The sequence below is a fragment of the Rhodococcus sp. PSBB066 genome (assembly GCF_017068255.1).
Lineage (GTDB): Bacteria > Actinomycetota > Actinomycetes > Mycobacteriales > Mycobacteriaceae > Rhodococcus > Rhodococcus aetherivorans.
In genome coordinates, this window is the sequence record NZ_CP070859.1 from 5,199,822 (window position 1) to 5,217,916 (window position 18,095).

The 18,095-nt window shown below is 72.9% G+C and carries 21 protein-coding genes; 10 read left to right on the forward strand and 11 right to left on the reverse strand.

Going from position 1 to position 18,095, the window contains the following annotated elements:
- Positions 1-15: 15 nt before the first annotated feature.
- On the reverse strand, positions 16-204 hold the full coding sequence (locus JYA75_RS23560) for a hypothetical protein (RefSeq protein ID WP_006933961.1): 189 nt from the start codon (positions 202-204) through the stop codon (positions 16-18).
- 174 nt (positions 205-378) lie between these two features.
- Here JYA75_RS23560 and JYA75_RS23565 point away from each other — a divergent pair, with 174 nt between their 5' ends.
- The 3 genes from JYA75_RS23565 to JYA75_RS23575 are packed head-to-tail and all read left to right on the forward strand — an operon-like array spanning position 379 to position 3,139.
- Positions 379-858 (forward strand): PH domain-containing protein, encoded by a 480-nt coding sequence (locus tag JYA75_RS23565; RefSeq protein ID WP_044475775.1) that lies wholly within the window; start codon positions 379-381, stop codon positions 856-858.
- On the forward strand, positions 855-2,408 hold the full coding sequence (locus tag JYA75_RS23570) for a PH domain-containing protein (protein ID WP_006933957.1): 1,554 nt from the start codon (positions 855-857) through the stop codon (positions 2,406-2,408). Before JYA75_RS23565 ends, JYA75_RS23570 begins: the two co-directional genes overlap by 4 nt.
- Positions 2,405-3,139 carry a uracil-DNA glycosylase gene (locus tag JYA75_RS23575; protein ID WP_006933956.1) on the forward strand — a complete coding sequence of 245 codons (735 nt, stop codon included), beginning with the start codon at positions 2,405-2,407 and terminating at the stop codon, positions 3,137-3,139. Before JYA75_RS23570 ends, JYA75_RS23575 begins: the two co-directional genes overlap by 4 nt.
- Here JYA75_RS23575 and JYA75_RS23580 read toward each other — a convergent pair.
- The 5 genes from JYA75_RS23580 to typA form a co-directional block, all read right to left on the reverse strand.
- Positions 3,102-3,539, reverse strand: a complete 438-nt coding sequence (locus JYA75_RS23580; RefSeq protein ID WP_006933953.1) for a hypothetical protein — start codon at positions 3,537-3,539, stop codon at positions 3,102-3,104. The two genes, JYA75_RS23575 and JYA75_RS23580, sit on opposite strands and share 38 nt — an antisense overlap.
- 52 nt (positions 3,540-3,591) lie before the next feature.
- On the reverse strand, positions 3,592-3,750 hold the full coding sequence (locus JYA75_RS23585) for a hypothetical protein (RefSeq protein ID WP_006933951.1): 159 nt from the start codon (positions 3,748-3,750) through the stop codon (positions 3,592-3,594).
- A gap of 50 nt (positions 3,751-3,800) precedes the next feature.
- On the reverse strand, positions 3,801-4,694 hold the full coding sequence (gene mshB / locus JYA75_RS23590) for an N-acetyl-1-D-myo-inositol-2-amino-2-deoxy-alpha-D-glucopyranoside deacetylase (RefSeq protein WP_006933950.1): 894 nt from the start codon (positions 4,692-4,694) through the stop codon (positions 3,801-3,803).
- Positions 4,691-6,646 carry an ABC transporter family substrate-binding protein gene (locus JYA75_RS23595; RefSeq protein WP_029542339.1) on the reverse strand — a complete coding sequence of 652 codons (1,956 nt, stop codon included), beginning with the start codon at positions 6,644-6,646 and terminating at the stop codon, positions 4,691-4,693. Before JYA75_RS23595 ends, mshB begins: the two co-directional genes overlap by 4 nt.
- A 65-nt stretch (positions 6,647-6,711) precedes the next feature.
- A complete protein-coding gene (typA, locus tag JYA75_RS23600; protein WP_203329440.1) occupies positions 6,712-8,598 on the reverse strand; it encodes a translational GTPase TypA in 1,887 nt (628 codons plus the stop codon).
- 401 nt (positions 8,599-8,999) lie between these two features.
- Between typA and JYA75_RS23605 the strand changes: the two genes are divergently transcribed.
- Positions 9,000-9,167: a hypothetical protein gene (locus JYA75_RS23605; protein ID WP_006933942.1), complete on the forward strand. Its 168-nt coding sequence runs from the start codon at positions 9,000-9,002 to the stop codon at positions 9,165-9,167.
- Positions 9,168-9,179: 12 nt separating this feature from the next.
- Here the strand turns inward: JYA75_RS23605 and JYA75_RS23610 are convergent, their stop codons facing one another.
- Positions 9,180-9,584, reverse strand: a complete 405-nt coding sequence (locus JYA75_RS23610; RefSeq protein ID WP_029542337.1) for a (deoxy)nucleoside triphosphate pyrophosphohydrolase — start codon at positions 9,582-9,584, stop codon at positions 9,180-9,182.
- Between the two features lie 25 nt (positions 9,585-9,609).
- Here JYA75_RS23610 and JYA75_RS23615 point away from each other — a divergent pair, with 25 nt between their 5' ends.
- The gene (locus tag JYA75_RS23615; RefSeq protein ID WP_029542335.1) at positions 9,610-9,897 is read left to right on the forward strand and encodes a 4a-hydroxytetrahydrobiopterin dehydratase; all 288 of its coding nucleotides are present in this window, start codon (positions 9,610-9,612) and stop codon (positions 9,895-9,897) included.
- On the opposite strand, the gene JYA75_RS23620 is transcribed toward JYA75_RS23615, so the two are convergent.
- Positions 9,842-11,089, reverse strand: coding sequence for a mannosyltransferase (locus JYA75_RS23620; protein ID WP_102799794.1), 1,248 nt, complete (start codon positions 11,087-11,089; stop codon positions 9,842-9,844). The genes JYA75_RS23615 and JYA75_RS23620 overlap by 56 nt on opposite strands.
- A gap of 358 nt (positions 11,090-11,447) precedes the next feature.
- Here JYA75_RS23620 and JYA75_RS23625 point away from each other — a divergent pair, with 358 nt between their 5' ends.
- From JYA75_RS23625 to JYA75_RS23635, 3 genes are all read left to right on the forward strand, one after another.
- On the forward strand, positions 11,448-12,275 hold the full coding sequence (locus JYA75_RS23625) for a hypothetical protein (protein WP_037200674.1): 828 nt from the start codon (positions 11,448-11,450) through the stop codon (positions 12,273-12,275).
- Between the two features lie 100 nt (positions 12,276-12,375).
- Complete coding sequence (locus JYA75_RS23630) at positions 12,376-12,723, forward strand: hypothetical protein (protein WP_043799235.1); 348 nt, start codon at positions 12,376-12,378, stop codon at positions 12,721-12,723.
- A 123-nt stretch (positions 12,724-12,846) separates the two neighbouring features.
- Positions 12,847-14,274, forward strand: coding sequence for an MFS transporter (locus tag JYA75_RS23635; RefSeq protein WP_006933931.1), 1,428 nt, complete (start codon positions 12,847-12,849; stop codon positions 14,272-14,274).
- Here the strand turns inward: JYA75_RS23635 and JYA75_RS23640 are convergent.
- Positions 14,261-14,983 (reverse strand): DUF1906 domain-containing protein, encoded by a 723-nt coding sequence (locus JYA75_RS23640; protein ID WP_203329441.1) that lies wholly within the window; start codon positions 14,981-14,983, stop codon positions 14,261-14,263. The two genes, JYA75_RS23635 and JYA75_RS23640, sit on opposite strands and share 14 nt — an antisense overlap.
- 124 nt (positions 14,984-15,107) lie before the next feature.
- On the reverse strand, positions 15,108-16,052 hold the full coding sequence (locus tag JYA75_RS23645) for a winged helix-turn-helix domain-containing protein (RefSeq protein ID WP_006933925.1): 945 nt from the start codon (positions 16,050-16,052) through the stop codon (positions 15,108-15,110).
- A 156-nt stretch (positions 16,053-16,208) separates the two neighbouring features.
- On the opposite strand from JYA75_RS23645, the gene JYA75_RS23650 reads away from it, so the two are divergent.
- Positions 16,209-16,775: a mismatch-specific DNA-glycosylase gene (locus JYA75_RS23650; protein WP_203329442.1), complete on the forward strand. Its 567-nt coding sequence runs from the start codon at positions 16,209-16,211 to the stop codon at positions 16,773-16,775.
- Between the two features lie 12 nt (positions 16,776-16,787).
- Here the strand turns inward: JYA75_RS23650 and JYA75_RS23655 are convergent, their stop codons facing one another.
- Positions 16,788-17,123 carry a DUF1330 domain-containing protein gene (locus tag JYA75_RS23655; protein ID WP_029542324.1) on the reverse strand — a complete coding sequence of 112 codons (336 nt, stop codon included), beginning with the start codon at positions 17,121-17,123 and terminating at the stop codon, positions 16,788-16,790.
- A 128-nt stretch (positions 17,124-17,251) separates the two neighbouring features.
- On the opposite strand from JYA75_RS23655, the gene JYA75_RS23660 reads away from it, so the two are divergent.
- Positions 17,252-18,043, forward strand: a complete 792-nt coding sequence (locus JYA75_RS23660; RefSeq protein ID WP_006933920.1) for a helix-turn-helix transcriptional regulator — start codon at positions 17,252-17,254, stop codon at positions 18,041-18,043.
- The last annotated feature ends 52 nt before the right edge of the window (positions 18,044-18,095 follow it).

Consider the following 18,095-nt stretch of genomic DNA (forward strand, 5'->3'; position numbering starts at 1 on the left):
ACGTCCCCGGCGAACTCACTCGCGGGGATAGTCCTCGTCTCCCGGGACGACCCGGCTCTGCTCGAGAACGTCCGCGGGCTCCACCTCGAGCGGCACCGAGGTCACCTCGTCGTCGGCCGGTTCGTCCTCGGCCGGCATCTCCTGCTCGATCCGATCGGCCTCGGGCAGTTCCGTGTATTCGGTGGTCTCCGATGATTCGGTCACGGCGGTCCTCCTCCTCGTGTCGACTCCGAACCCGGTCGCGGCATTGCCGGGTTTGCTCGCCCGATCAGCTTAGCCTGGAACCGACTGGACACCACCGACGAGGAGAACCGCGTGAACCGGGACGACCCCCCGCCGCCCCCGGCAGCCGGCAGGGCCGCCCCGCCGCCGGTGACGATGGCCGATCCGGCGTGGCGCCCCAGCCCGAGGGCGCGGCTGCTGTGGGCGGTGAGCGCCGCACTGCTGTGGGTGCCGGTCGTGGCCGCGCAGGTGGTGTGGGCGATAGTCGACTCCGGCCGGCACCCGGGTTGGCACGTCGCCGCCGGCGTCGCCACCGCGGTTCTCGCCGTCGCGCACGTGGCCGTGATGCCGCTGTGGCGGTACCGGGTGCACCGCTGGGAGATCACCGACACCGCCGTGTACACGCGCTCGGGGTGGCTCACCCAGGAACGCCGGATCGCGCCGATCTCCCGGATCCAGACGGTCGACACGGAGCGCGGCCCGATCGAACGATGGCTCGGCCTCGCCACCGTCACCGTCACCACCGCCTCGTCCGCGGGCGCCGTGGAGATCACCGCTCTCGACGTCGGGGTCGCCGACGCCACCGCCGCCCGGCTCACCGCGATCGCCGGCAGCAGCCAGGCCGATGCCACGTGAGCGACGTACCCGTGCCGCCGGAGCGGGAGGACGCCCCCGCCCTCGCCGCCGAGGCCGAGCAGCCGTGGTTGCGGCTGGATCCGCGGATGCTGCTGATCCACCCCGTCGAGGAGGTACTGCGGCTGCTGCCGGTGCTGGTGGCGTCGGTGCTGCTCGGCAGCAGCAGCGGCAATCACGGCTGGGGCCTGGCGGTGGCCGCGCTGCTGGTGGTGATCGGCATGCTGCGCTGGTTCACCACGACCTACCGGATCGGACCGGTGCACGTGGAGCTGCGCCGGGGCCTGCTGCAGCGCCAGTTGCTGTCGGTGCCGCGCAGCCGCATCCGGTCCGTGGACGTCGAACAGCGCCTGCTGCACCGGCTGCTCGGGCTGGCGGTGGTGCGGATCGGGACCGGCCAGCGGACCGGCGCCGGACGCGACCGCAACCGGTTCGAGCTGAACGGCCTGGCGGTCGGTGCCGTGCCGGCGCTGCGCGCCGCCCTGCTCAGCACGCACCCGGGGGCGCCGGACGAGGCGGCCGGGGCGGCCGCCCCGGCCGAAACCGCGATCGCCCGGTTCCAGCCGGGCTGGGTGCGCTACGCCCCGTTCTCGACCACGGGGCTGGTCACCGTCGCGGCGGTGGTGGGACTGGCCTTCCAGTACGGGATCGCCGAGCGGCTCGGCGAGTCGGCCACCGTCGAGCGCGGGCTGTCGTCGATCGAGGCCGCCGGCCCGTTCGTCGCCGCCGTGCTCGGCCTGCTCGTCCTGGGCGTGGTGGCGAGCCTGGCGGCGTGCGTGCGGTACGTGCTGCTGTACGCGGACCTGTCGGTCACCGACGACGGGCGGATGCTGCGGGTCGGGCACGGCCTGCTGCGGCACCGGCACACCACCCTGGACCGGCGCCGCCTGCGCGGCGTGAGCCTTCGCGAGCCGCTTGCGCTGCGCCTGGCCGGCGGGGCCCGCCTGGACGCGGTGATGACCGGCGTCGCCGCCGAGCACGGCGAGTCGTCGCTGCTGCTGCCGCCCGCGCCCTCCGCCGAGGCGCGACGGGTCGCGGCAGCGGTACTGCGCGACACGCGGCAGCTCGACGCCCCGCTGCGGCCGCACGGGCCGGCGGCGCGGCGGCGACGGTTCACCCGGGCGCTGAGTCCCGTGGCGCTGGCCGTCGCCGCCGGTGCGACGGCGGTCGCGGTCACCGGCCGCACGGTCCCGGTGGCGGCATGGGGTCCGGCGGTCGCGGCCGTCACGGTGGCGGCGGTGGGGCTGGCGTGGGATCGCTACCGCAGCCTGGGGCATGCCGTGCTGGGGGCGGGGCCGCAGGACGCGACGGCGTGGCTGATCACCCGCGGCGGGTCGCTGGATCGGCGCCGCGTCTCGCTCGAGGCGGACGGCATCATCGGCTGGACGGTGCGGCAGACGTTCTTCCAGCGCCGCGCCGGGGTGGCGACGGTCGTCGCCGCGACCCCGGCCGGTACGGGCCGCTACGCGGTGGTGGACCTCCCCGCGGAGCAGGCGTGGGCGCTGGTCGAGGCGGTCACTCCCGGGGCCGGCGACGGATGGGTGCGCCGATGAACCCGATCGATCGGCCCCCGGACCTGGCCGCGCTCGACGCGCGCCTGATCGAGTGCCGGGCCTGCCCGCGCCTGGTCGCGTGGCGGGAGCAGGTGGGCCGCGAGAAGCGTGCCGCATACCGCGACGAGGAGTACTGGGCGCGTCCCGTGCCCGGGTTCGGACCGGCGGATGCGTCCCTGCTGATCGTGGGCCTGGCCCCGGCCGCGCACGGCGGCAACCGGACCGGCCGGATGTTCACCGGCGACCGCTCGGGCGACTTCCTGTACGCCGCGCTGCACGCGGCGGGCCTGGCGTCGCAGCCCACCGCGACGCACCGCGGCGACGGCCTCGAACTGTTCGGCACCCGCGTCACGTCGCCGGTGCACTGCGCGCCGCCGGCCAACCGGCCGACGCCGCAGGAGCGGGACACGTGCCGCACCTGGCTCGACGCGGAGCTACAGCTGCTGGCGCCGACGTTGCGCTCGGTCGTGGTGCTCGGCGGCTTCGGATGGCGGGCGCTGCTCCCGGTGCTCGACGACGCCGGCTGGGCCGTGCCGCGTCCCCGCCCCGGATTCGGGCACGGCACGGCGGTGGAACTGCGGCCGCGCGGCGACGCTGCGGACCGCAGGCCGCTGCACGTGTTCGGTTGCTATCACGTGAGCCAGCAGAACACGTTCACCGGCCGGCTCACCCCGGCCATGCTCACCGCCGTGCTCACGGACGCGGCGCGGGCTGCCGGACTGCGCTCGTGAGCGCGGCCATGCGGGCGACGAACAGGTGCAACCCGGCGGGGGCGAGCGCACCGACCGGCAGCAGCAGGGTCCGCCAGTCGGCGACGAGGAGCTGATCGCCGCCGGGACCGCCGGCCAGGCACACCACGAAGCCGACGATCCACGCCAGCAGCGGCCACGCCGCGCGCGAGGCGGACCCGGTCTCGGCGCGCATCGCCATCACCAGGAGCATGTTCGCCGCGCCGGCCAGCACGATCGTGATCGGGAACGGCACCGTGCCGATGTACAGGCCGAGGAAGAACACGGACAGCAGCGCGCAGAGGAAGCCGTCGAAGGTCAGCAGCGCGACGATGCCCGGCCGCGGCTTCGGCGCCGGCGGGGCGGGAGCTTCGGTGGCTGTGGTGGCGGGATCGACCGTCATCGTTCGATAGTGCGCCACCGGCGCGGGTGGGTGGTCACCGGGTCCCGGCCGATCACGGCACCGGCGGGTAGCCCATGAGCGTCAGCACGTGGCTGGCCTGGTCCGCGAATCCGTAGAGCGCCTGGTAGTAGGCGGCGTTGATCTGGTCCGCGTAGGGACGCAGCGAATCGACGAATGCGACGATCTGGTTCTGGACGGACCAGTTGTACATCAGGACCCTCTCGTGTGACCACGATCACCTGTCCGGTGCTCGTGGTCACACTAACTCAGCCCGGCGAAGAGGTCACGCTCCCGGCCGGAGCCGTCGACGTCGCCGCGGTCGCCCCGGACGAGCACGTAGTGCTCCTGCTCCAGCACGGGCTGCGCGACGAGGTTGGACAGGGCGAACTGTGCTCCGCCGGGCGCGACGACGACCTGGGTCGCGTGCGCCGCCAGGGCCGCCCGCTTGGCGTCGAGCACGCCGGCGACGTCGACCACGGTGGTGACCTGTTCGTCGGGCACGCACGGCAGGTCGTCGGGGCCGGGACGCTGCCACCCGTCGGGCAGGCCGGTCATCTCCGCGATGCCGCGGCGCAGGGCGCTCGCCTCGGTGACGGTCCAGTACAGCTTCGCCGGATCCCACGGTGCGCCGGCGTGCGGGTAGGCGCCGGTCCCCGCGGCCTCGACCGCTGCGGTCACGACGTGATGCACCCGGATGTGGTCGGGGTGGCCGTAACCGCCCACGGGGTCGTAGGTGACCACCACGTGCGGGCGCAGTTCCCGGATCACCGCGACGAGTGCGGCCACCGCCTCGTCGCGGTCGGCGTTCACCCAGGCCCGCGGGTTCGCGGCCGACGGGGTGCCGGCCATCCCGGAGTCGCGCCAATGCCCGGCGCCGCCGAGGAAGCGGGGCGCGGGCACGCCGAGGGCGGCCAGCGCCCGGCCGAGCTCGTGGATGCGATAGCCACCGAGCTGATCGGCCCGGTCGGCGGTGAGCTGCGCCCATTCGTCGCCGACGACCTCGCCCTCCTCCCCGAGGGTGCACGTCACGACGGTGACCTCGGCGCCCTCGGCGGCGTAGCGGGCGATGGTGCCGCCCGTGGTGATGGATTCGTCGTCGGGATGGGCGTGCACCAGCAGCAGGCGTTTCGGCGCGGGGGCGTTCCGATCGGTCACGGTGTGGTCCTCCACCAGTTCTGCGCGTCGGACAGGGAACCGGCAGGGATCGAGCCGGCCAGCGTCACGCCCTCGACGCCGGGTCCCGCGGCGATCACGGTGCGGTCCTGCACGATCGGCAGGGTGACGGCGAGGTCCCACAGCTTCGGCTGCGCCCCGGCCAGGACGGCGGGCACGTCGCCGGCGCCGCGCAGGGCCCCGGCGAGTTCCGGGTCGAGGGTGGGGTCGCACACCCCGGACACGTTGCTCGGTGCGGCGAGTTGCGCCTCGGCGGCCTCGATCTCGTCGTCGGGAACCGGCCCGGCGTCACCGTCGGGAACCGGCCCGGCGTCACGGTCCGGAACGGACTCGGCGTCACCGTCCGGAACGGACTCGGCGTCACCGTCCGGAACGGACTCGGCGTCACCGTCCGGAACGGACTCGGCGTCACCGCCGGGGGCGGGCTCCGGCGTCGGGGTGGGCGCGGGAGCCGGCTCGACGGAGCCGGGGCCCTGCTCGGGAAGCACTGGGGGGCAACCGAATCGGGACAGCGCAGCGGTGGCGGGGTCGCCTCCGGCGCGCGTCCAGCCGACCACCGCATGCACGGTCCCCTCGACGAGGGCGTCGCCGTAGAGCTCGTCCGGCGGCAACGTCGTCACGGTGGCGGCGACGCCGGCCCCACGCAGCTGGTCCGCGGCGGTGCGGGCGACGGCGTCGGCCACCGGCGAGTTCTCCGGCACGCCCAGCACGAGGGTGAGCGGCACGCCGCCCTGGGCGAGCAGACCCGTGGTCGCGGTCTCGGGCGCCGGGGTGCCGGTTGCGTCGATCGTCGCCGGGCCGGCCGGTACATACCCGGCCCCGGCGAGGAGCGCGAGGGACTCCTCGCGGCCGGGCCGCGGCGGCATCGTCGGCGAATAGCCGGGATCGGACGGGGCGAGCACCTGCGCGCGGGCCGCGACGACGGCCGATTCCGTGCCGGCCGCGACGGTGGCCAGCAGGTCCGGGTCGAGAAGCCCGAGGACGGCCCGGCGCACGCGCGGATCGGCGAACTCGGTCGTGCGGCCGTTGAGGGTCAGCTCGAGGACGCGGGGCTGCAGCTGGGTGCCGGTGCGCACCTGCGGGATCGCGCCGAGCTGGGCGAGCAGCGCGGATCCCCCACCGTGCATCTGCGCGACCTGCGCGTCGCCGGTGCGAATGGACTCGGCGAGCTGCGCGTCGGTTCCGCCGCGGCGCAACAGGATCCGGTCGGGCCGGGCCGGCGTGCCCCAGAAGCGATCGTTGCGTTCGAGCAGGATCTCGCCGCGGCCGCGGTCGACGGACTTGACATGGAACTGCCCGCCGGACACCGGGATCGATTCGGCGAGGCTCGTGGTGAAACCGCCCGGAGTGTCCTTGACGAGGTGAGCCGGCAGCAGGTGGGTGAACAGTTCCCGCCACGCCGGGTAGGGCTCGCGCAGCGTGACGGTGACGGTCTTGCCGCCGCCGGAGGATCCGACGTCCTCGATGAGGCGGTATCCGGCGGGATCGACCACACCGGGCTGGGTGATCATCTGCTGCCACAGGTACCGGAAGTCCTCGGCGGCGATGGGCGCGCTGTCGGACCACTGCGCCTCGTCGCGCACCTGATAGGTGATGGTGAACGGGGCCTGCGAGGTGACCTCGGCCGATGCGAGGACGGACTCGTCGAGCACCCAGGCGGAGGCGCCGGGCCGCGCGGGGTCGGGCACGGGCCGGAACGCGCTCGGCAGCACCATCCCGGCGACGGTGTTGCCGACGGGCGACTGGTCGGCGAGCAGGTGCGGGTTGAGCCCGGCGCCCACGTCGTCGACGGCCACCACGACGGTGTTGAGCTGGGGAACCGGGGTGGGGGTCCGGGTGGGCTCGGTCTGCTCGATCGGCGGCGGCGGATCGGCGGTGCACGCCGTCAACCCCAGCACCGCGGCGACCGCGGTGATCCCGGCGATCCTGCGCATCCGGCCTCCCTTCCCTCCGGGATGCGGCGGTGGTCCCGGCCGCGCCGGGACCACCACTGCCGCGACTACTTGTTGCGAGCCTTCTCCCGCGAGCGGGCGCGGGCCCGGTCGGTGGCCGACAGGTGCACCTTGCGGACGCGGAGGATCTCCGGGGTGACCTCGACGCACTCGTCGGACGCGCAGAATTCCATGGCCTCCTCGAGGCTCAGGGTGATCGGCTTCGCGAGGGTCTCCATCACGTCGGCCGTGGAGGAGCGCATGTTGGTGAGCTTCTTCTCGCGGGTGACGTTGATGTCGAGGTCCTCGGCGCGCGGGTTGATGCCCACGACATGGCCCTCGTAGGTTTCGCTGCCCGGCTCCACGAAGAAGGTGCCGCGGTCGCCGAGCTGGATCATGGCGAACGGCGTGACCGAGCCCGAGCGGTCGGAGACCAGCGAGCCGGTGTGCCGTGCGCGGATCTCCCCGGCCCACGGGGCGTAGCCGTGGAAAACGGCGTTGGCGATGCCCGTGCCACGGGTCTCGGTGAGGAAGTCGGTGCGGAACCCGATGAGGCCGCGCGACGGGACGATGAACTCCATGCGCACCCATCCGGCGGCGTGGTTGGACATCTGCACCATCTTGCCCTTGCGGGCCGCGAGCAGCTGGGTGATCGCGCCGAGGTGTTCCTCGGGGCTGTCGATGGTGAGTTCCTCGTAGGGCTCGTGCACCTTGCCGTCGACCTGCCGGGTGACCACCTGCGGCTTGCCGACGGTGAGCTCGAAGCCCTCGCGGCGCATCTGCTCGACGAGGATGGCCAGCGCCAGCTCGCCGCGGCCCTGCACCTCCCAGGCGTCGGGGCGGCCGATGTCGAGCACGCGCAGCGACACGTTGCCGACCAGCTCCGAGTCGAGACGGGACTTGACCATGCGCGCGGTCAGCTTGTGGCCCTGCACGCGGCCGACGAGCGGCGACGTGTTGGTGCCGATGACCACCGAGATGGCCGGCTCGTCGACCGTGATGCGCGGCAGGGCGACCGGGTTGTCCACGTCGGCAAGGGTGTCGCCGATCATGATGTCCGGGATACCGGCGACGGCGACGATGTCGCCGGCGACGGCGACGTCACCGGGCCGGCGCTCGACACCGATGGTCTGGAGCAGCTCGGTGATCTTCACGTTCTTCACGCCGTCGGCGTGCATCCACGCGACGGTCTGGCCCTTGCGCAGCTCGCCGTTGTGGATGCGCAGCAGCGCCAGGCGGCCCAGGAACTCGGAGGCGTCGAGGTTCGTGACGTGGGCCTGCAGCGGTGCGGCCGGATCACCCTTGGGGGCGGGGATGTACTTCATGAGGACGTCGAACAGCGCGTCGAGGTTCTCGGCGGAGGGCGCCTGTCCGTTCTCGGGCTGTTCCGTCGACGCCTTGCCCTCGCGCCCGGAGGCGTACAGGACCGGCAGGTCCAGCAGCTGCTCGGCGGCCTCGGAGGCCTCGTCGTCGAGGTCGGAGGCGAGGTCGAGCAGCAGGTCGTGGGTCTCCTCGACGACCTCGGCGATGCGGGCGTCGGGGCGGTCGGTCTTGTTGACCACCAGCAGCACCGGCAGCGACGCGGAGAGCGCCTTGCGCAGCACGAAGCGGGTCTGCGGCAGCGGGCCCTCGGACGCGTCGACGAGCAGGACGACGCCGTCGACCATGGACAGGCCGCGCTCGACTTCGCCACCGAAGTCGGCGTGTCCGGGGGTGTCGATCACGTTGATGACGGTGACGGTGCCGTCGCCGTTGTACCGGTGCACGGCGGTGTTCTTCGCGAGAATGGTGATGCCCTTCTCGCGCTCGAGGTCACCGGAGTCCATGACCCGGTCGACGAGTTCCGCGCGCTCGGCGAAGGCGCCCGACTGGCGCAGCATGGCGTCGACGAGGGTGGTCTTTCCGTGGTCGACGTGCGCGACGATGGCGACGTTGCGGAAACTGGCGGTGCTCACGCGATGGCTCTCCTGGCTGTTGTCCGGCCACACGGCACTGGACCCAGACGGCACCTCGCCCGTACGGCGTTCTTGCGGTGGCCGCGTCGCGAATGCGAGTCACCCGTTCGCGGCCGCGAACGGCCCGCACAGGCACTGCGGCCTCCAATACAGTACAGGCCGGACGTGGTACCTCGCGCCCGCCGACGGCTGATTCACCAGTTCGCGGGCCGGAGCGTGACGTTCGCCACGTCCCGGCGCACTGTTCGGCGAACCCGCCGGCGGCTGCGGGCCGCCGAAACCGGCTCGCCGGGCGCCTCCGCCTTTGTTAGGGCATGCTAACCTTCCAATTGATGTGACCAGGGGCCCAGTGCTGTGGTCCGGGACCCACCGACGAAAGGCCGGCGACACGGATGGGCAAGGTGAAGGCGAGCAGGGTCGCGCAGCTCGAGCCCAAGAAGAAGTGCTGCCGCAAGAAGACCCGCTGTGTGCGCTGCCCCGTGGTGATCATGCGGATGAAGAGGCTCGAGCACGAGGGCCTCGGCGGGAAGGAACTCGCGAAGCGCCTGAAGAAGGCCCGCGCCGCCTGACCGGCCGCCCCGTCAGCGCCCGAGGTGCGCGCGCAGCTCCGGCAGCCACAGCCGGTCGTTCGGCACCAGGTCGATCTGCTCCAGCTCGTCGGCGTCCACCCAGCACAGCGCCGCGTGTTCGAGCGGCCGCGGTTCCCCGGAGAGCAGCTCCACCCGGTAGGCACGCAGCACCCGGCCGCCGTCCAGCGGCACCCCGACCCCGACCCGCTGCGCACCGGCGACCTCCACGCCCAGTTCCTCGCGCAGCTCCCGGCGCAGCGCCGCCTCGGCGGACTCCCCCGGCTCGGCCTTGCCGCCCGGCAGCTCCCACAGCCCCGCGAGCTCCGGCGGCCCGATGCGCTGGGCCAGCAACAGCCGGCCGTCGCGGAAGATCGCCCCGGCCACTACCTCGTCCGCCCGGCCCGTCGTTGCACTCATGTGCGGCATCGTCCCAGAATGGGGCATGGCCGAGTTGCTCTCCGACGCCGACATCGATGCCGCCCTCGCCCAGCTGCCCGAGTGGCGACGGGACGGGAACGCGATCGTGCGGACCGTCGAGTCCTCCTCGTTCCCCGCGGCCGTCGCGCTGGTGGACAGGGTGGCCGAGGCCGCCGAGGCGGCGAACCACCACCCCGACATCGACATCCGCTGGCGGAAGGTGACCTACTCGCTGTCCACCCATTCCGCCGGCGGGATCACCGGGTCGGACGTGGAGCTGGCCCGGAAGATCGACGCGCTGGCCCGCGGCTGACGGGCGGGGCCGCAGCCGGGCGCCCGGTGTAGACGATCCACGCGTACACCGCCAGCACCCCCACCACGTTGCACGCGCCCGCCCAGGCCAGCAGGGCGGGGCGGGAGATGTCCCACATCGAGTCCTGCGCCAGGCCGAGGAGCCACGGCACCCCGACGACGGTCAGCACCGCCCAGAACCCGGCGAGCACACGGGTGCCGGGGCGGCCGGCGAGGGGCCCGTAGACCAGCCACAGCAGCATCGGCAGCACCCACACCCAGTGGTGCATCCAGGAGATCGGCGACACCAGCAGCCCGAACAGTTCGACGACGACGATCGTGCCGAGCCGGTCGTCCGGGCCGAGGGCACGCCAGGCCGCGACGGCGAGCACCGCCGAGGCCGCGACAGCCGCCAGCCACAGCGGCCCGGTGCCCACGTCGTGTCCCACGATGCGGCTCAGCGCTCCGCGCAGCGACTGGTTCCAGACCGACCCCACCGGCCCGATCCGGTCGGCGTCGCCGAACAACGTGGTGAAGTAGGTCCGCGCCTGGTCGCCGAGGACCAGCCAGCTGACGGCGACGGTGGCGGCGAAGGTCGCCGCGGAGAAGAACGCCGCCGCCCAGCGGCGACGCGCCACGAAGTACATGCCGGCGATCGCCGGGGTCAGCTTGATGCCGGCGAGCAATCCGACCAGTCCGCCCGAGAGCCACCAGCGGTTGCTGCGGACCGCGACCATCACGCCGAAGGCCAGGAACACGTTGACCTGTCCGTAGTCGAGGGTCGTGCGGATGGGCTCCGTCCAGATGCCCGCCGCCGTCCACACGAGCGCGACCGCCGTCCAGCGCGCGCCGTGCGCCGCGGAACCGAACAGCAACTCGAGGCAGATGCGCAGGAGGCCGAACAGGGCGGCGACGGTCAGCAGCTGCCACGCCACCCCGACCACCGGGAAGGGCAGATAGTGCAGCGGGAAGAAGACCAGTGCCGCGAACGGCGGGTAGGTGAAGGGCAGGGAGAACTCGGGAGTGTCCCGGGTGTAGGTGAAGTCGTACAGTTCGCCGCGCAGCAGCGCCGCGGAACCGTCGACGTACACGTGCAGATCCACGAGATTCATGCCGTTGGGCGTGAGGAAGTTCCACGCCAGCCGGGCCCCGACGGAGACGGCCAGCAGGGCCGCGCACCACCACAGTCGATGCGGGCGAACCGGATCGGACACTGCGGTGCGGCCTCCCGTCGTCACGTCACCCCGGGGGGAAGGGCCGGGGACGGATGCAGACTATCCGTTCCGCGGCGGCGGGCCGAACACGATACTCACATCAGTAACAGTTTCATCTACTCTCACAAAAACCACATCAGTCACACGTAGTCTCGAGCGGACACCACTGATCGGAACACGTTATGGCTAGACTCCCGCCAGTACGGGCGCGGCTGTGAGACCGGCCACGGCTTGTACTGATCGGGGGGCCTACATAAAGTGTCTCCCCGAGCCGTCAGCGGCATCGGCGCCTCGCGCTCCGGAGCCGCTTCAACGACAAGGATGGGGAAAAGTGCTTCGAACCCGAGCAACGCGCAGGATGTTCACCGCCTGCGCCCTCGCCGCCGCCGCGGCGCTCACCGTGCCGTCGCAGGCGGTCGCGCAACCCGTCGTTCCGGGCATCCCCGACGTGCTCCAGCTGCCGGCCGAGTTCGCCGGCTACCAGGTGCCGGCGGATCTGTCGATCGAGTCGCTCATGGGCATGCTCAGCACCCAGGCAGCCGCCCCCGAAGAGGTCGAGGCCCTCGCCTCCCTCGCCCCCGCCATCGTCGGAGCGGCGGCCGGCCCGGCCGACGTCGCGGACGGCAAGAATCAGCTCCTCGACCAGGCGAAGGAACTGCTCGCGAACTCGCAGCTGCCGGACTCGGTCAAGGCCCTGCTCCAGCGCGTGATCACCTTCCTCGACGGCAGCGGCGGCGGCGGACCCGACATTCCGGAGCCGGGCGCCGTGGCGATCTCGCAGTTCCTGTACCCGAGCATCGGCAAGGACTGCATCCGCGACGGCGGCGACTCCATCGGCACCGCGCTCGCCGTGGCCGGCCCCGCGCCGCTCCCGCCGCCGGGCCCGAAGGCCGGCCAGGCCGGGTTCGTGTTCACCGCCCTGGGCACCGCCAAGTTCGCCGACCAGCAGGCGCAGCCGCTGACGGTGAGCTGGATCAACGTCTCCAACGGCCGCAGCGGCACCGCGACGTTGACCAACGAGGCCAGGATCAATCCCGACGGGCCGACGACGCTCAGCGCGATCGCCGACACCGGCTCCGGCAACGTGGCCGCCGTGATCTCCGGCGGCATCACCACGCAAGCCGCGGGCGCGGCCCCGCGTTCGTGCACCTTCCTGCCGACGATCGGGCTCGTCACGGTCGCCTGACCGATCATCCGCACCTTGGCCGAGGCCGCCGGGATCATCCCCCGGCGGCCTCCGTCGTCCGGGCGCTTCCCGAGCCGGGAACCGCGTGGTAGACCGAATCATGGCCGAAACACCGTCCAGGCTCACCGCTTCCCGGTGCCTGCGCTCGCGCCGTTCACACCGGTCGATCCTGTCCGTCCGCTCCGAGGGCTCGATCCTGTCCATCGGCTCGGCGTACTCGATCCTGTCGATCGGCAGCGTGGGGTCGGTGCTGTCCGTCGGTTCGGTGGGCTCGTTCGGTTCGGCCCTGTCGTCGCTGTCGTTCGCCAGCCTCGGCTCGGCGCTGTCGGGACTGTCCCGCTGGTCGCTGCTGTCGTGGCGCGGTGTCCACGATGCCCCCGACGACCCGCATCCCACGCTCGTCGTCACCGCCGCCGAACCCGACCCCGCCGCGCACTGCCAGAGCTGACCGGCCGGGCCCGTGTCCCGATCGGCGGGCGCGCGGCTGCCCTCCCGGTGGGGAACCTGATACATCTCGTAGATCACGTCCATGCCCGCCCGTATCGCGCGGCCCCCGGACCCGAGGAGGCGCATGGCCGTCGAGACCCCCGTTCCGGTCACAGCCGAACGCCCCGCACCCCGTGGTCTCGTCGCGGTGCTTTCCCTGTGCGGGATCGTCGTCGCGTTGATGCAGACCCTCGTCATCCCCCTGCTCCCCCAGCTGCCGCACCTGCTCGGCACGTCCGTGGAGAACGCCTCATGGGCGGTCACCGCCACGCTCCTCGCCGCGGCGGTCCTCACCCCCATCAGCGGCCGGCTGGGCGACATGTTCGGCAAGCGGCGCATGCTGCTGGTCAGCCTCGGTGCGGTCGTGGCCGGCTCCCTCGTCTGCGCCCTCGCCGAGTCGCTGCTCCCGATGATCGCCGGCCGCGCCCTGCAGGGCGCGGCGACCGGCGCGATCCCGCTCGGCATCGCGATCCTGCGCGACGAACTGCCGCCCCGGCGGATCGCCGGGGCGATGGCGACCATCAGCGCCACCCTCGGGGTGGGCGGCGCCGTCGGATTCCCCGTCGCCGCGGCCATCGCCCAGATCGCCGACTGGCACATGTTGTTCGCCGCCGCCGCCGGCTTCGGCCTGCTGGGCATCGCCATGGTGCTGAAGGTGATCCCGGAGTCGCCCCACCGCAACCCCGGCCGGTTCGACGTCGTCGGCGCGATCGGCCTCTCGGTCACGCTGACGCTGTTGCTCCTGCCCGTCACCAAGGGCGGCACCTGGGGCTGGTCGAATCCCCTGACCCTGGGCATGTTCGCCGGCGCCGCCGGCGCGGCGCTCGTGTGGGGATACTACGAACTGCGCACGGCGCGACCCCTGGTGAATCTACGGATCTCCGCGCGGCGCCCGGTGCTGCTGACCAACCTCGCGTCGGTCGCCGTCGGATTCGCGATCTACGGACAGATGCTCGCGTTCCCGCAGTTGCTGATGGCCCCCACCGAGACGGGCTACGGATTCGGGCTGTCCATGGTGACGGCCGGCGTGCTCATCGCGCCGGGCGGGATCGTCATGATGGCGCTGTCCCCCGTCTCCGCGCGGATCACCGGCAGCCACGGGCCACGGGTCACCCTGGCGAGCGGGGTCGTGGTGGTGGGCGCCGGCTACGTGCTGGTCTACGTCGCGTACACCGAGATCTGGCACATCGTCGTGGCGGGGATGATCATCGGGGCGGGCATCGGCCTGGCGTACGCGGCGATGCCGGCCCTCATCATGGGCGCGGTGCCGCTGTCCGAGACCGCCGCCGCGAGCAGTCTCAACACGCTGATGCGTTCGATCGGGACGTCCACGTCCGCGGCGGTGGTGAGCGTGGTGCTCGCGGCGATGACCACGACGGTCGGCACCTACACGGTGCCCGCCCTCGACGGGTTCCGCGCCACCTTCCTGCTGTCGATCGCGGCCTCCGCCGTCGCGCTGGCCCTGACCGCCGCCGTTCCCCGGGCGCGGCCCGGCGGGCTCAACCGGCGGTGAGCGACCACTGCCCGTAGTCGGCGCTGAATACATTGTTGACGTCGATGCCGATGCCGTCGATCGTCCCGCCACCCACCTGGTGCAGGTTCGCCGCGGGATGCACGTAGCCCTCGGCCGTGCCCCAATCATGTTGCCAGTAGAACGATCCCAGGCCGGCCTCGCGGACCCAGGAGATGGTCGGCCCGTTGGCGTACACGCCGGTGTTCCCGGCGCCGAGCACGTCGTGCCAGCCCTGCAGGTACGGCGCGATCAGGTCGGCGAACTGTTGCTCGGACGGATTGTCGTCGACCGAGGCGTAGATCGGCCGGTCCGCCGGTCCCCCGGCCGCCCGATGCAGCTCGAGGCCGCGCGTCGCGTGCCGGACCCCGGCGTCGTATCCGCCGAGCCAGTCCGCCGTGTCGGCCTTGCCGAACTGATAACACGACACGACCTCGAGGTCGCCGGCGACGAGCGCGGCGGCCTCCGACTCCGTCAGCGGCTTGGCCAGCATCCATTCGGCGCCCGGCCGGCGGTCCGAGACGTACCGGATGGCACCGATGTGCCCGGCGGCACGGATCGACGACGGCGACGGCACGGCCGCCGAGTAGTCGACGATCGTGCCGAGCACCTCCCGGCCGTGCGCCACCCCGGGGGCGGCGACGGCCGACACCCAGGCCGCGCACGAGCCGACGGCCGCGTACCGCAACAGTTCCCGACGTGAGATGGCCATCGAACCTCGCTTGGACGAGCGTGCACGGCGGACAGGGTGTCGAGCTTCCGGTATTGCACCACACTCGCGGGTCCCGCGCGGGCGCATCGGGATTCGGGGCCCGCGCGACGGGGACGCGGCGCGGCTACCGGCCGCCGAGCTCGGCGAAGAAGGCGGGAACGAGGGCGACGTCCTCGACGGTGCGCACCGTGGTGTGGACCCCGAGACCGTGCTCCTTGAGCAGATCGCACAGGCCGTCGCCGTCGACGAGTTCGATGGGCGGCGCGCCGAGCCGGTGCGCCTCGGCGCGGGCGTCGTCGCCGAACGTCCCGGTGGTGACGAGCAGACCCTTCTCCCCGCGACCGGCCATCGCGGCGCGGAACTCGCGCACGACGTCCGCGCCCGCCCGCTCGGGGCCGCGCAGGAACCGGAAGAACACCGAGAAGCCGAGTAGCGACACCCGCAGCACGCCGGTGCCTTCGACGTCGACGTCGTTGTCGGAGCCGGTGTCGAGGTGACCGCCGTGCGGGGGCACCGAGATGGTGGTGAAGCCGGCGGCGCGGAGCACCGCGACGGCGAGCCGTTCGAAGCCCTCGTCGGGGAGCTCGGCGACGGCGGCGAGCACGGGCTCGCGCCACAGCTCGGGATCCTCGGGGGCGGCCGCGAGGGTCACCACCTGCGCGCGCGACGACGCGTTGCGCACGAGCCGCTTGCGCCGCTTCTCCGCGGTGTATGCCACCTGCAGGGGCTTGATCTCGGATTCCTGCACCGCGCGGCCGCGGTCGGTGACGCTCCACACGCCGCGACGGGTGTTGGCGAGCAGCCCCATGCCCTTGAGGTAGGTGCGCGCCCAGCCGACCCGGTACTCGATCTCGGTGACCGGCCCGTCGCCGTGCAGTACGGACCGCGCGGCCTCGGACAGACCTTCGCGCGCGATGACGGCCTTCTCGAGCTCCTCGATCGAGGCCGAGCCTCCGAGCCCGATCAGCGCCTGCAGGGTGGGCCACAGCAGATCCGTGTACGGCGGTAGCGCCACCTCGCGGCCGGACGAGTCTCCGACGGGGTTACCGATCACGTTCCGGCGCTGCACACCTTCCCCTATCGTTTCGGCCCTGCTCGCCGCGGCTGTCCGGTCCCGCCACGACGCGCATTTCACCCTAGCCGATGGGCGCGGGCGCGATGGCGGCCACACTCCCCGGGCCCGGCACTGCCGGGGCCGGCGGCGCCGCTCGCTACCGTGGGGCGGGTGGGATTCACGCGCGCCGAACTCGAACGCTTCCGTGACGCGGTGGTGCCCGATTTGATCGGGCCGGACTGCCGGCTGCTGTTCGTGGGCATCAACCCGGGCCTGTGGACGGCGGCGACGGGTGCGCACTTCGCGCGGCCCGGCAACCGCTTCTACCCGGCGCTGCTGCGGGCCGGCATCCTGCTCCGGCCCATCGACCCCACCTCGGGGATGAGCGAGGACGACAGGGCCCACCTGATCGAGCGGGGCGTCGGGATCACCAATCTCGCGCCGCGCGCCACGGCCCGCGCGGACGAGCTCACGGCCGAGGAACTGCGGACCGGGGCGGTGCGGCTGGCCGAGGTGGTGGCGCTGCACCGGCCGCGGGTGGTGGCCGTCGCCGGCATCACCGCGTACCGGTCGGCGTTCGGGCACCGGAAGGCCGTCGCGGGGCTGCAGACGGAGACGCTCGGCGGGGTGCCGGTGTGGGTGGTGCCGAATCCGAGCGGGCTCAACGCCCACGAGACGGTGGACACCCTCGCCGAGGCGTATGCGGCGCCGGCCCACGCGGCCGGGATCCTGCGCTGAACCGCGGACGGATCAGCCGCGTCCCACCTTGGCGAGGTAGTCCCTCGCCCGGTATCCCGGCGGCACGCCGTCGACGAGAATCGCCGAACTGTCGGAGTGCTCGGTGCGCAGCGGCAGAATCGCCTGGTAGGCCGGCGACCGGTACCAGGCGCGGGCCTGCTCGAGGTCGGGGAACTCGACGACCACGACGTGGCCGGGCCACGGTCCCTCGTGAACCTCGGGTTCGGCGCCGTGGACGACGAACCTGCCCCCGTACGGCGTGAAGGTGTCGTCGATCTCCTCGAGGTAGCGGACGATCTCGGGGCCGAAGTCGACGGAGCGCAGATGGGCGATCGCGTAGGCGGTCATGGGGTCCTCCCGGTCGGTCGGTGGCGGCGGTGTGCCGCACACCGACGAGCCTGCCGCGCTCCGGTGCCCGAATCGATTACCCGGCAGGTAATGGCCGCCCTTCCCACTCCGCGCCTACGGTGACGGGCATGACCACCGTGCACGAGGAACCCGTCGGAGTGCTGCTGCGGCACTGGCGCGAGCGTCGCGGCCTGAGCCAGCTCGCTCTCGCCAACCGGGCGGAGGTCTCGGCGCGGCACGTGAGCTTCCTCGAGACCGGCCGGTCGCGGCCGACCCGCACCATGCTGCTGCGCCTGGCCGATCAGCTCGACATCCCGCTGCGGGAGCGCAATTCGCTGCTGCTCGCGGCCGGCCTGGCCCCCGCGTATCCGGAGCACCGACTCGGGGACGTGCCGATGGCCGCGGTGGCCGACGCGATCGAGCGGATCCTGGCGTCGCACCGGCCGTATCCGGCGCTGGTGGTGGACCGGCACTGGACGATGGTCGACGCCAACGACGCCGTGGTGGGACTGCTCGACGGCTGCGCGCCTCGGCTGCTCGAGCCCCCGGTGAACGTGCTGCGGGTGACGCTGCACCCGGAGGGCATGGCGCCGCGCATCGCCAACCACGGCCAGTGGCGGGCGCACCTGCTGACACGCCTGCGGCACCAGCTCGCCGCGACGGGCGACCCGGTGCTGCGACGGCTGCACGCCGAACTGGCCGCCTACCCGTGCGACGACGGCCACGACGCCGAGCTCGACCCGGCCGGCGCCCACGCCCTGGTGGTGCCGCTGCGGCTGCGCACCGACGACGGCGAGCTGTCGCTGTTGAGCACGACGACGCTGTTCGGCACGCCGCTGGACGTCACCGTCGCGGAACTGGCGATCGAGGCGTTCTACCCCGCCGACGAGACCACCCGCCGTCTACTGGGGAGCCGATGACCCGGATCGGCGAACCGGTGCCGCGAAGGCCCGCTCGGGAGTAACGTCCGGC